Here is a 13,164-nt window from a genome sequence, read left to right as displayed (position 1 = left end):
TTCGTTATTGTGGTTAATATTGTGTTTTTTAATTCTCGCCACTCGCACATTGTAAGTTTTTCATGCGGTTATATGTTTCGAAACCCTCAATTCACGGATGAATTGAGGGAGCCACAGGGAAGTGTTCATGCGTTTTCGAAACGTATAACCGCATGAAAAACGGATTGCAAAGCACAACTCTCAACAACCTCTATATCGCCGCCAAATTAGCATACTGCATCATCAACCACTTACTCCCTTCATTATCAAAATTCACCTGCACCCGCGCCCCAGCACCCTGGCCCTCAAAATGCAAAATCACACCCTCGCCAAAAATCGCATGCTGCACCCGCTGGCCCAAATGAAAACCCGTCCCCTCACCGCTGTCACTCAAACGCGCCGCATTACCGGCATTACGCTGATAACTCACCGGCCGCGTCACCGCCGTCTTCAAACGTACTTCCTGAATACACTTGCTCGGAATTTCCTTCACAAACCGCGACACCGCATTAAATGTTTCGTTACCGTAAAGACGCCGGGTTTCCGCATAACTGATGAACAGTTTTTCCATCGCCCGCGTAATACCCACGTAACACAAGCGGCGCTCTTCTTCCAAACGGTCGGGATCATCCGCCGACATTTTATGGGGAAACAAACCTTCTTCCACACCGGCCATAAACACCAACGGAAATTCCAGACCTTTTGCCGAGTGCAGCGTCATCATCTGCACCGCATCTTCAAATTCGTCAGCCTGGGTTTCACCGGCATCCAGGGCGGCCGTATCGAGAAACTGTTGCAGCGCCGACATTTCATCTTCTTCATCCACATCGAACACGCGACAGGCGTTAACCAATTCCTGCAGGTTTTCGCTGCGCGCCTGGCCTTTTTCACCTTTTTCACTTTGATGAAAATCCAGCAGCCCGGTGTCTTCAATAACCTGCCGCGCAATCTGATCCAGCGTCGGCACATCGCCATGGATATCAATTTCATTCGCGTCGTGAGCGAGTTTGCTGACCAGGGTAATAAAGGTTTGCACCGCATTGCCAGCGCGCGCGGTTAACACGCGATTGGAAATCATCATCTCAGCAGCGCGCCACAGTGAGCAACCATTCTCCCGCGCAAACTGGCGGATATCATCCACGGTTTTACCGCCGATACCGCGCGTCGGCGTATTGATGACGCGCTCGAACGCCGCATCATCGTGGGGATTATTGATCAAACGCATATAGGCCACAGCGTTTTTAATTTCCAGCCGATCATAGAATCGCTGGCCGCCGTAGATGCGATAGGCAATGCCTTCACGCAGCAAGGCCTCTTCCAGTACGCGCGACTGGGCGTTGGAACGATACAAAATCGCGCAGGCATTTTTGTTGTTACCCTGGCGAATCCATTCCTGGATGCGTTCCACAATAAACCGCGCTTCATCCTGCTCGTTGTAGGCTGCATACAGCGAAATCGGCTCACCCTCGGCGCCCTCGGTCCACAACTCTTTGCCGAGGCGACCAAAGTTATGTGCAATCACCGCGTTGGCCGCTTCAAGAATCATGGAGGTGGAACGGTAATTTTGTTCGAGGCGAATGGTTTCCGCGTTACCAAAGTCGTCGGCAAAACTCTGGATATTTTCAATCTTGGCACCGCGCCAACCGTAGATGGACTGATCATCATCACCCACCGCCGTCACATAACATTGCTTACCTGCCAACACGCGCAACCAGGCGTATTGCACGCTGTTGGTATCCTGGAATTCATCGACGAGGATAAACGGAAAACGATTGCGGTAATGTTCGAGGATATGCGGTTTGTTCAACCAGAGTTCGTGGGCCCGCAGTAGCAACTCAGCAAAATCCACCATGCCGCCGCGCTGGCAATCTTCTTCATAAGCGCGATAAATTTGCAACATGGTACGCACAAACGGGTCGCCGGTTTCCTGGATATGCTGCGGGCGCAGGCCTTCATCTTTCTGGCCGTTGATGTACCACTGGGCCTGGCGATGCGGCCATTTATTCTCATCGAGATTCAGGGTTTGATACACACGCTTGATCAGGCGCAGTTGATCATCGCTGTCGAGGATCTGAAAATTCTGCGGCAGGTTCGCGTCCTGCCAATGGGCTTTCAACAAGCGATGCGCCAAACCGTGAAATGTCCCCACCCACATATTGCGCGTGTTGATGTTCTGGTGAGTTTCGCTGAACAGCTCTTCCAGGCGCCCGCGCATCTCCCGCGCCGCCTTGTTGGTAAAGGTCACCGCCATAATGGAATAGGGCGATACCCGCTCGACCTGGATCAACCAGGCGATGCGATGCACCAGCACCCGCGTCTTGCCACTGCCCGCGCCGGCGAGGATCAGCTGATTGCCCGCCGGCGCTGACACAGCGGCACGTTGGGCATCGTTAAGGTGATTGAGCAGGAGCGAAACATCCATAAGCACGTCTATCGTCGGGTGGCGGTGGAAAGGCGGCTAGTCTACCGTTTTTCCAGCGCTGATTCAGGGGTTCGTCCGATTTTACTGTGTGGATGTACAGTTGGCCACCCTGATGTGGCAATCGGGACCTGCCGGTTGTTCTGCGAGCTCTACTTGGCGCTACCGAATGGCGAGGCGCATCTGCCCGTGGCGTGGCGATGATTTTCTGACTGCCCCCTAACGTCCGGTCGCCTATACTTTGGGGAACTTGAGGGCCGTTACAGGCAAATTTCCGAGATGAATCATGAGGTTGTGAATGTCAGAAAAGATAGATAGCCGACCCGCCGGATGCGTGGATTGCAAAAGCATGCCGCCCCTGCCGTTTGAATTCACCATGGCATTTCAGCCGATTATAGATATCAGTAAACGCGAGGTCTTTGCCCATGAGGCGCTAGTACGCGGCATCAACGGCGAGGGTGCATACGCCATCCTCAGCCAGGTCACCGAGGCCAACCGGTACCAGTTTGATCAATTGTGCCGAATACGGGCTATCGAATGGGCTACCCGTTTGCAGATGCAGTCTTATCTGAGCATTAATTTTCTGCCTAACGCTGTTTACCGCCCCGCCGCCTGCATTCGTTCAACTCTGGAGGCGGCGCGAAAGAATAACTTTCCGTGTGAGCGAATAATCTTCGAAGTCACCGAATCCGAACCCATCCGCGACCCAGACCACCTGGCCAATATTTTTTCCGAGTATCGCAACCGCGGTTTCATTACGGCCATTGATGACTTTGGCGCAGGTCACGCCGGTTTGAATTTGCTGGCCGAATTTCAGCCACACATCATCAAGCTGGACATGGATCTCATCCGCAACCTCGACAGTAATCGTGTTCGTCAATCTATTGTGAAAGGCGTGGTGAGTACCGCGCTGGAGCTGGATATCACCATCATCGCGGAAGGCGTGGAAACCCGCGCAGAGCTGGATACCCTGCGCGCGATGGGGGTTAACCTTTTCCAAGGTTATTTGTTTGCTAAACCGGCTGTTGAACACTTGCCACCGGTAGATTTCGGCCTACTGGACGACTGAGCCGGTTAATCAAACCAGGCGCGCACTGCATCCGGTAGTGGCATGGATTTTCCTGTCTTGCCGTCGACCCAGACAACCTTGGAAAAGCTGTCGGCTACCGGATTCTCCGGGTCAGCCGAGGTGTAGATCTTGTAATCCACCATAAAACTGGAACGGCCCGGATCGGAGATATAGCAATCGATGCGCAAGGTTTCCGGGTGGAATACCGGCCGGTAAAAGGTGCAACCGATCTTCACCACCACGGGGTAGGAATCGCCACCGATGGGGATGCCTTTGCTCATCATCCACTGGAAGCGCGCCTCCTCTATATAGCGCAGGTACAGGGTGTTATTGACGTGCCCGAAGGCATCCATATCGCCCCAACGAACCGGAATCTGGCAGGAAAAAAAGGGCTTTTCGGCGTTTGATTCAGACATAGACACTACTCCTGAGTTGTCTTTACCGGCGGATGATATGCGCGATCACTTCGCCGTGAAGCTGACTTCCAACATCCCGAGGTCGGTGTAGTAGACCTTGATGTTGGTGTTCAATGGTACTTCTATAACACCGGCGTAAGAACCGGTGATGACCGCTTGCCCCGCCACAATACCCTGACCCCGACTGCGCAGGAATTCCGCCAGCCAGTACAGCGGCGCCCGCGGATGGGTATTGGGATGGCGACCGGCGTGCTCGCTGGTCTCGCCGTTGGCATATTCGATATGGATTTGAATCTCGCTGGCCTGTCTGGATTTTTCCGCGCTCACCTCCGGGCCAATAAACAGCCCCTGATTGACCAGGCCGTCAGCCAGCATCTCCGGGAACGCGGCGCTGGCCGGGTCTTCGTAGCGGCTGTTGATCAATTCCAGTGCCAAATGAGTACGCGCGATGGCGGCATCCACATCGGCGGGCGTATAGGGTTCAGCGCGCGGCGGCAGGTCTTTACCGAAGAAGAACGCCAGTTCTGGCTCGATGCGCGCATGATCACCCTTGGGCCAGATCGCGACCGGCGGAATACTGTTGATGGTGGAGGTATAGATGGGGCCGACCACCAGCTTGTCCGGTGGCGGTTGCAGGCACTTCCAGGCGCCGACGGAATCGTCCTGGCTTTCGCACCAGAGGTCGGTTACCGCCGCCTGGATGGCCAGCGCGGCCTCGATATCCGCCGGGCGGCAAGGCTCGGGTAAACGCGGCCCTGCCTCTCCGGTAAGGCGGCGCGCGACAAGGATCTTGGCCGCAGCAACAGCGGCACTTGCATGTTCAGACATAGGAATTTCTCATCGATGACGTAACGCTGCTCTCACACAGCGAGGTGCTGAGAGTTTACCCGCAAGCGGGCTGCGGGTCATAGTCGATGAAAAGGTTTTGTCTCATCCCGCACTGATGCCTCCCTGACCGGGAGGAGGGTTTAGCGACGTCGATCAGTGCGGGGTGAGCTGTAAAGCAATATGTTTTAACTCGTCTTCGGATTCGATGATGTTGGTGACTGTGGTGCGTGCCTTCTCAGGGTCCAGGTGTAACGCTTCAAAGATGTCCTCGGGAACCTCCAGTTTGGGACCGCGGCCAATGTTGTGCTGGTACAGCAAACGCTGGGCGACGAAGATCAGCTTGGCGTATTCATGGTGTTCGCCGCTGTAACCGGGGTTGCTCTGGTGACGCAAGGCGATGACAACTTCCTCCGGCATCGACCACAGCGACATCAAGGCGCTGGCGATCTGCTCCCGGGTGACGCCAATCAGATGCCGTTCAATGGCTTGATGGGTGGTGTGTGGATTGGCATCCGCCATCTCGCAATAGGCACGGAAATGGGGTGGAAATACCTCTGCCAGAATCAGGAAGCCAAAGTTGTGCAACAGCCCGCACAGGTAAGCCATGCCGAAGCTGGGGCGATGATCGCGGGGAATTGCGGTTACCAGCCCTTCAATAGTGGCGGCCATATAGACCGATTGCTGCCAGTAAGGCAGTGAACCGTGAGGCCCGTCTTTTGGAATGTGGAGGCTGCGGCCAAGTGCCAGACCCAGGGCCAGGTTGAGCACCATATCAAAGCCGAGTACCCGCACGATGGCATCATGGATGGATTTAATCTTGCCGGGCGCCGAGTAGTAGGGCGAGGCCGCCCAACTGACCACCTGGGCGGCGAGGCTGGGATCAGTCTCTACAATCTGCGCCAGGTCGCTGACATCGGCGTTGGGGTTTACGCGCAATTGGATAATGCGCTGGGCAGTATCCGACAAGGGGGGTAATTCCAGGGTTTCTTCCAGGCGTTGCTTGATGCGCAACTGAGTGAAATTACGCACGGCGCCGAGGATCAGGTCGGTATCACTGGCGCTGAGGTTTTCCGCCTCCAGCGGTGTCAGGGGGACCGCGATATCACAGATGATCGCGTCTTCCAGTACATGCTGAAACGCCGCGCGGTTCAGGTGCAGCAACTGCTCTTCATTACCGGAATCCAGCAGGATTTCGTCGCGATCCAGCAGGCTTTTATCCACCAGAGTCAACAGGCCGGCCAGTTTGGGCAGCGCCGGTACAGATTGCACCGCATGGGTCTGGCAGAACTTGGCCAGTTCTTCCGGGCTGGTGGCATGCAGCTCGCGGCTCAGATGACGATTGACCGCCTTGAGGTCGAGCAGGCTGTCCGCCGCAATGATGACCTGGATACGCCCTTTGGCATCCTGCAGGATGACCGACTTCGCGGCCCCCATATTGCGCAGGTGCTGGTCGTGCCACAGGCGGTTGTTGTTCGCATCGACGGGGGTAGCGGCGATATCGTAGTGAATATTCTGATCATTCAATAATGATTGAACACTCGTCGGGACTGTCACGGCCTACTCCTTCTTTGATGTCGGCTTTCATTATTGTACAAACGGTTGATTGACCAGCTCAAAGTGCGCGTGGGCTGCGTCCAAAGCATTCGGACACCGGGTTTATCCAGTTTAGCCCAATCCATCACACAAGATGGCGCCAGATTCAGCAACGCATCTTTCAGGCTGTGCGATTTTTCACAGACACAGCCTTGGAAGCATAGGTCAGCTTTATTAAACATGAAGGTATTCCTGATTGTTGCCCAGCCAGCGTTGCACGATTTCGTGACACAGTTCCGGATATTCTTCCATCAGCACCTGGGCGGCGTCTTTCACCTCGGGTAGTAAATGCGCATCGCGCTGGAGATCGGCAATCTTGAACTGCATATCACCGGTCTGGCGGGTCCCCAACACCTCGCCAGCACCGCGCAGTTGTAAATCTTCTTCGGCGATCACAAAGCCATCGTTAGTTTCACGCATCACCCGCAGGCGCTCGCGGCTGAGGCGGGACAGTGGCGAACCGTACAAGAGCACGCAATGGCTGGCGGTGGCGCCGCGCCCTACGCGACCGCGCAGTTGATGGAGCTGGGCCAGGCCGAGGCGCTCCGGGTTCTCAATAATCATCAGGCTGGCGTTGGGGACATCCACGCCCACCTCAATGACCGTAGTCGCCACCAGCAGATCGACGTCACCGGCCTTGAATGCCGTCATGACCTGATCTTTTTCCGCTGGTTTGAGCCGGCCATGGATCAGGGCAATACGCAGATGGGGCAGGGACTCCGCCAGGCTTTCCGCCGTGACCTGGGCCGCTTGGGCCGCGAGGGTTTCCGATTCTTCGATCAGCGTGCACACCCAATAAGCCTGACGCCCCTGCTCGCACGCGAGGCGCACCCGCTCAATCACCTCTTCACGGCGCTGATCGCTAATAACAACCGTGGTCACCGGTGTACGGCCCGGCGGCAGCTCGTCGATCACCGAGCAATCCAGATCCGCATAGGCACTCATCGCCAGGGTGCGTGGAATAGGTGTGGCAGTCATGATCAATTGATGCGGCCGCAAATGGCCGGCTGCGCCTTTTTCCCGTAACGATAGGCGCTGATGAACGCCAAATCGATGCTGTTCGTCGATAATAATCAACCCCAATGCCGCAAATTCCACCCCCTCCTGAAACAGCGCGTGAGTACCCACAATGACACGGGCGGCGCCTGTGCGAATCGCGTCCAGCTGTTCGCGCCGCTCGCTGACTTTAAGGCGCCCGGTCAGCCACCCCACCTGGATACCCAGGGGTTCCAGCCAACGGCCGAAGTTGAGCCGGTGTTGCTCCGCCAGGATCTCCGTGGGGGCCATGATGGCGGCCTGCATACCGCTGGCGACGGCAATCAGGGCAGCCAGCGCCGCGACCACCGTCTTGCCTGAGCCGACATCGCCCTGCACCAGGCGCAACATGGGCAAGGGCCTGGCCATGTCCGTTGCGATCTCCTCCATCACCCGCTCCTGGGCAGCGGTTAACTGAAACCCCAATTGCGCTCGAAGAGCCTGTTGCAACTCGGGCCCGGGGTGTAACGCCAGGGCGCCATCGGCCTGAGCCTGGCGACGCAAAAGTAGCAAGCTCAGGTGGTGGGCAAGCAGCTCTTCAAACGCCAACCGTCGTTGGTAGGGGTGTTCACCTTCCTGCAATTGGCGGACATCCACATCCTGGGGTGGTTGATGCAGAAACCGCAGGGCATCTGCCAGGGGAATCTGGCCCAGGCGGCGGCGCAAGGCATCGGGCAGCAGTTCTTTTAACGCATGGGTATCCAGCCAGGTCAGCGCCTGAGCGGCCAAGCTGCGCAGGCGCGGCTGGGTCAAGCCTTCAGTGGCGGGATAAACCGGCGTCAGGTGTTGTTGCAATGGTAAAGGCTGGGCTTCATCGAGCAGGTCGTATTCCGGGTGATACATCTCCAGCCCCGCCGCGCCGCGCCGGGTTTCACCGAAAACGCGCAAGCGCGTACCAGTTAGGAGGCGTTGCTTCTGGGCATTGGAAAAATGATAGAAACGCAAAGAAAGAGTGCCGGTACCGTCCTGCACGCGACACACCAGACTGCGGCGTCGCCCCATCACCACGTCACACGCGCGAACTTCCCCCTCGATGACAACGTTCAGGTTCGGTTGCAAGGTACCGATGGGCGTAACCCGGGTACGATCCATGTAGCGTAAAGGGAGGTGAAACAGCAGATCTTGCAGGGAAACGATACCGATCTTCGCCAACTTGGCTGCCAGAGTCGCACCGACACCCTTGAGCGAGGTAACGGCTATGCGATCCAGATCCGGCGGTGCTGCCACGGCTTCATTACGACTGGCCATCATGCTCCTGACGGGAGTCGCTGATGGCTTTACGCAACGCATCAATGGCTTTGTGACGGGGGAAGCTGGCGCGCCAGGCGAGAGCAACCGTGCGGCTGGGCGCGGGCTCGGTAAACGGCCGCGTCACCAGCACATTGGGGGTGTAATGCGAGGTGGACGCCGCTGACGCGGGCAGGATAGTGATTCCCAAGCCGGACGCGACCATATGGCGCAGAGTCTCCAGCGAACTGCCTTCGGCAGCGGTGCGGATACGGCCTGAGTTATCTTCCAGGGAGGGTTGCAGGTTGGGGCAAGTGGCCAGGACCTGATCGCGAAAACAATGGCCTTCGCCCAGTAGCAAAATATTCTGGTCATCCAGATCGCGCGGATTGATAGCGGACTTGGCCGCCAACGGATGGTCATGGGGCATGAGCACCACAAAAGGCTCATCAAACAGCGCCTGGGTTACCACATCCGGTTCGGTAAAAGGCAGCGCCACGATGATGACATCCAGCTCACCGTTGCGCAGCTTCTTACGCAAGGTAGCGGTGTAGCCCTCTTCCACATACAGCGGCATCTTGCTCGCCATTTTTTGCAGATGGGGGATAAACAACGGCAATAGATAAGGTCCGATGGTGAAGATGGCACCCACCGCGAGGGGGCTGCTGAGTTGGTCTTTCCCCGCATCGGCGATATCCTTGATGGCCGCTGTCTGCTCCAGCACCAGATTCGCCTGGGCCACAATCTGCTCACCCAGCGGCGTCGCCTGCACGCGAGATTTGGTGCGTTCAAACAGCGCCACACCCAATTCATCCTCCAGCTTTTTAACGGCGATACTCAGGGTGGGCTGACTGACGAAGCAGCGATCCGCTGCCCGCCCGAAATGTTGCTCCTGCGCCAGGGTAACGATGTAGCGCAATTCGGTGAGTGTCATGATGCAATGCCTTTGATGGTGCGGGACGAATGCCCCTGCGAGCCTGTTATAGTGAGCAAGTGTGCCCTGTTATACGGAGTTAAGCAAAGGTGAATAGCGAAAAACTATTACCACTTTCAGTACTGATCCTCGGGTGCGGCGATCTTGGGCAACGGCTGGCTGCACAGCTGCCGGTAGACCAGTATCGGATTGTCGGCGTTCGGCGTTCACCCGCCGTCGACACCCCATCAATAACCTATCGCCAGTGCGACCTCAGCCAGCCTGACGCATTGCGTCCGCTATTGATGGAACCGGTGGATGTCATCGTTATCACCATGACGCCTGATGAACGCAGTGACGCTGGCTATCGCCGCGCTTATGTCGATACTTGCAAGCATCTGGTCGAAGGCCTCAAATCCCGGCACCAGACACCCCGCTTGTTAGTGTTCGTTTCCAGCACTGGCGTTTACGGACAACAGGATGGCAGTTGGGTGGATGAGACCTCACCCACCGAACCCGACAGCTTCAGCGGCCAGCGACTGCTGGAGGCAGAGGCCATCATCAGGGAGAGTGGATTTCCCCACTGCATTGTGCGCTTCAGCGGTATTTATGGCCCCGGGCGAACCCGCCTGATTGAACAGGTTCGCCAGGGCCTGGCGGTGTTGTCGGCGGCCTTCACCAACCGCATCCATGCGGATGATTGCGCTGGCGTCCTGGCGCACCTGATCGACAAGGCCCGTCGTGGACTGGAGCTTGACTCACTATACCTGGCCACCGACAGCACACCGGCGCCCATGGCGGAAGTCGTCAACTGGCTGGCAATGCAATTAAAGGTAGACCGCGCCGTCTTTGCGCCGGACCGTATCGACAGCGAACGCGGCAATAAACGCTGTGCCAATCAGCGGTTGTTGAATAGCGGCTATCGCTTGCGCTATCCCGGTTACCAGCAAGGCTATGCCGCGCTACTCGGCCTGCAAGGCACCGCCACCGATGTGCCCTGAGACTCTGCCGGCATTTGCAGGGACAACTGCTACACTTGAATCAATGTGCGACGGCCTGCACATGTTATTTCCCTGGAATTCTGGATACTTCACACGTCGATGCTGCCAACAATAAGTCGCTACGCCCGCGAAAATCCTATCGCGACCCGCCTGCTCGGGCTGATTATTCTCAGCAGCTCGCTGATCACACTGATCACGATTTTATTGCAGCTGTACAGCAGTTTTCACGACGATATCTCTTCATTGGAAAAACGCCTTGACCAGGTGCGTATCAGCACCCTTGCTAGCATCACAAAAAGCTTGTGGGGCTTCGACCAGGAACAATTAAATATCCAGATCAACAGCGTGCTGGATGTGCAGGATGTGGTGCAGGTCAGTGTTATCTGGCACGACTGGAATAACACCGAGCAAACCTTGGTCGCCAGCACCCAACGCTACAGCCAGGAAGACATCGACAACAAACCCAATCAGTTTCTCGTCAAGAGTTATCCGCTCACTTATGAAGATGCCAGCACGCCGCAACAACAGCTGGGCACCCTGATCATCACCGCCAGCCTGTCGAGTATCTACGACAAGTTATGGGAACGGGCCATGTTTATTGCCGGCGTGCAGGGTGCCAAAACCCTGCTGGTGTCGCTGTTTATTTTGTGGCTGGTACACACCTTGTTGACGCGCCATATGGACACCATCGCGCAATACGCGCGGCAATTGAATCTCGATAATCTCACCACTCCCCTGAGACTCAAGCGTATGAAGGGGGATCAACATGAAGATGAGCTGGACAATGTGGTCAATGCCATCAACCACATGCGCGAGACCCTGCTGGAAGATATCGAACAACGCCACGCGATTGAGTTGGCCTTGCTGTCCGAAAAAGCAGAAAAACTCGAAACCCGCCGGTTAAAAAACGCCGCCGAAGATGCCAGCCGGGCGAAGAGCCAATTCCTCGCCACCATGAGCCACGAAATCCGCACACCGATGAACGGTGTCATCGGTATGCTGGAAATGCTGCGCGATACGCCACTGAACGACGCCCAAAAACATTACGTCGACGTTATTCACCGCTCCGGCGAAACCTTGCTGGAAATTATTAATGACATCCTCGATTACTCGAAGATCGAAGCAGGCAAGATGCAACTGGAGGTCGCTATCTTTGATCTGGAAGATCTGATTGAGGATTGCATCCAATTGTTTGGCGCGACAGCCAATAAACGCCGCATTGAATTACTCGGCGGTGTCGACCCGGGCACACCGTTATTATTAAAAGGTGATCCAACCCGCTTGCGCCAGGTCATTATCAACTTGCTCGGCAACGCCTTTAAATTTACCAGCGAAGGTTTTATCTCGCTTGAGGTCAAACTCGCGCCAGACAGCACACCAGACCAACCCCTGCTGTATTTTGCCGTGCAGGACAGCGGTATTGGTATTGATGCCACCGCTTATCCGATGTTGTTTGACTCGTTTAATCAAGCTGATACGTCAACGACGCGCAAATACGGTGGCACCGGCCTGGGGCTTGCGATCTGTAAAAGCCTGGCTGAATTAATGGGGGGAACTATCGGGGTAGAAAGTACCAAAGGCCGGGGCTCTACCTTCTGGTTTACCGCACGCTTTTTACCGGCGGACATTAAATCACTGGCGCCGCACCACGATCCTGCTATTGATAATTTGCTGCACAATCGAAAATTATTGTTGGTAGACGGCAGCACCAAGCAACGTCAATTTCTTACCAAGCACGGCGATCATTGGGGACTTATTTTACAAGAGGGCCGTTCAAACGATAACGCACTATCGATGTTGCAAGAAGCCGCCTGGCGACATGAACCGTTTGATTTTGTCGCTATTGATTACCATCCCGGCGAAACCAGTTTTGCCATGGTGGCGTTGATGCGGCAGGACCCGGTACTGAAAGACACTCCCGTCATTCTGCTCAGCAATGTTGATGTTCCTCAATATCACGATCAACAACTCAGAATTCGCAGCGTCTTGCGCAAACCGGTATCTGCCAAGATGATTAAACTTGAACTCGCTGCCATACTCGGCGTTGCTGTCGCGCCACTTTCGCCGCAAAAACAGGCAGCGCAAAATTATCAGTTATTTTCTCACTTGCGTGTGTTGGTCGCCGAAGACAATGCCGTCAACCGCATGGTAATCAAAGGTTTGCTGGGCAAACTGCACATTGAACCGGAGCTGGTGGAAAACGGTGTTGCCGCATTTAACGCCGTGCGCGAAACGGTGACGCCCTATGATTTAATCCTGATGGATTGCGAGATGCCGGAGATGGACGGCTTTGAAGCCACACGCAGTATTCGTGAGTATGAACGCAGCCATAATATGCCCGCCACACCGATTGTGGCACTCACTGCACATGCGCTGCAGGAGCATCGCGAGGCCGTATTTGCCTCAGGCATGAACCACTACCTGTCCAAGCCCATCACCCTGGATAGCCTCTACACTACCTTTGAAAAAACCGGGCTGATGAAAACCCCGGACAAAAATTTGCGCTAACAAAAGCACGGATAACTTGTCAGTGATACAAGTGCCCGGCACTGCCCGAATCACTCCCTGAGCAAGACCGACACATGACATTGCCATTGTGTTGTTTTATGGCTGCCATTGTTTTTTGCCCCTTGCCTGCCCGCATGGCAATCCTTATTATGCGTCAAACACTTTGTGGTCAGCGA

The 13,164-nt window shown here is 55.7% G+C and carries 9 protein-coding genes; 3 read left to right on the top strand and 6 right to left on the bottom strand.

The genetic code is table 11. The features are described from left to right. Positions 1–190: 190 nt before the first annotated feature. Positions 191–2,401, bottom strand: coding sequence for a DNA helicase II (gene uvrD, locus ACSV5M_RS02040; protein WP_439173816.1), 2,211 nt, complete (start codon positions 2,399–2,401; stop codon positions 191–193). A gap of 295 nt (positions 2,402–2,696) precedes the next feature. On the opposite strand from uvrD, the gene ACSV5M_RS02035 reads away from it, so the two are divergent. Continuing rightward, positions 2,697–3,467, top strand: coding sequence for an EAL domain-containing protein (locus ACSV5M_RS02035; RefSeq protein WP_439173814.1), 771 nt, complete (start codon positions 2,697–2,699; stop codon positions 3,465–3,467). A 5-nt stretch (positions 3,468–3,472) separates the two neighbouring features. Here the strand turns inward: ACSV5M_RS02035 and ACSV5M_RS02030 are convergent, their stop codons facing one another. From ACSV5M_RS02030 to ACSV5M_RS02010, 5 genes are all read right to left on the bottom strand, one after another. Beyond that, a complete protein-coding gene (locus ACSV5M_RS02030) occupies positions 3,473–3,883 on the bottom strand; it encodes an acyl-CoA thioesterase (protein ID WP_439173813.1) in 411 nt (136 codons plus the stop codon). Positions 3,884–3,928: 45 nt separating this feature from the next. Next, positions 3,929–4,711, bottom strand: coding sequence for a fumarylacetoacetate hydrolase family protein (locus ACSV5M_RS02025; RefSeq protein ID WP_439173811.1), 783 nt, complete (start codon positions 4,709–4,711; stop codon positions 3,929–3,931). A 153-nt stretch (positions 4,712–4,864) separates the two neighbouring features. After that, on the bottom strand, positions 4,865–6,265 hold the full coding sequence (locus ACSV5M_RS02020) for an HDOD domain-containing protein (RefSeq protein ID WP_439173809.1): 1,401 nt from the start codon (positions 6,263–6,265) through the stop codon (positions 4,865–4,867). 213 nt (positions 6,266–6,478) lie between these two features. Further along, the gene (gene recG / locus ACSV5M_RS02015; protein WP_439173808.1) at positions 6,479–8,587 is read right to left on the bottom strand and encodes an ATP-dependent DNA helicase RecG; all 2,109 of its coding nucleotides are present in this window, start codon (positions 8,585–8,587) and stop codon (positions 6,479–6,481) included. Next, a complete protein-coding gene (locus tag ACSV5M_RS02010; protein ID WP_439173807.1) occupies positions 8,574–9,500 on the bottom strand; it encodes a hydrogen peroxide-inducible genes activator in 927 nt (308 codons plus the stop codon). The genes recG and ACSV5M_RS02010 overlap by 14 nt, the downstream gene beginning before the upstream one ends. An 89-nt stretch (positions 9,501–9,589) precedes the next feature. On the opposite strand from ACSV5M_RS02010, the gene ACSV5M_RS02005 reads away from it, so the two are divergent. Further along, positions 9,590–10,480, top strand: a complete 891-nt coding sequence (locus tag ACSV5M_RS02005; RefSeq protein WP_439173805.1) for an SDR family oxidoreductase — start codon at positions 9,590–9,592, stop codon at positions 10,478–10,480. Between the two features lie 99 nt (positions 10,481–10,579). Then, complete coding sequence (locus tag ACSV5M_RS02000; RefSeq protein WP_439173803.1) at positions 10,580–12,988, top strand: ATP-binding protein; 2,409 nt, start codon at positions 10,580–10,582, stop codon at positions 12,986–12,988. The last annotated feature ends 176 nt before the right edge of the window (positions 12,989–13,164 follow it).

Source organism: Cellvibrio sp. ARAG 10.3, assembly GCF_051846955.1.
GTDB lineage: Bacteria > Pseudomonadota > Gammaproteobacteria > Pseudomonadales > Cellvibrionaceae > Cellvibrio.
This window is presented reverse-complemented; position numbering and strand designations above follow the sequence as displayed.

What these genes read in the sequence shown, in the direction of transcription:
- uvrD (WP_439173816.1), bottom strand. Translation starts at nt 2,401, where the DNA reads ATGGATGTTTCGCTCCTGCTCAATCACCTTAACGATGCCCAACGTGCC.
- ACSV5M_RS02035 (WP_439173814.1), top strand. Translation starts at nt 2,697, where the DNA reads ATGTCAGAAAAGATAGATAGCCGACCCGCCGGATGCGTGGATTGCAAA.
- ACSV5M_RS02030 (WP_439173813.1), bottom strand. Translation starts at nt 3,883, where the DNA reads ATGTCTGAATCAAACGCCGAAAAGCCCTTTTTTTCCTGCCAGATTCCG.
- ACSV5M_RS02025 (WP_439173811.1), bottom strand. Translation starts at nt 4,711, where the DNA reads ATGTCTGAACATGCAAGTGCCGCTGTTGCTGCGGCCAAGATCCTTGTC.
- recG (WP_439173808.1), bottom strand. Translation starts at nt 8,587, where the DNA reads ATGGCCAGTCGTAATGAAGCCGTGGCAGCACCGCCGGATCTGGATCGC.
- ACSV5M_RS02010 (WP_439173807.1), bottom strand. Translation starts at nt 9,500, where the DNA reads ATGACACTCACCGAATTGCGCTACATCGTTACCCTGGCGCAGGAGCAA.
- ACSV5M_RS02000 (WP_439173803.1), top strand. Translation starts at nt 10,580, where the DNA reads ATGCTGCCAACAATAAGTCGCTACGCCCGCGAAAATCCTATCGCGACC.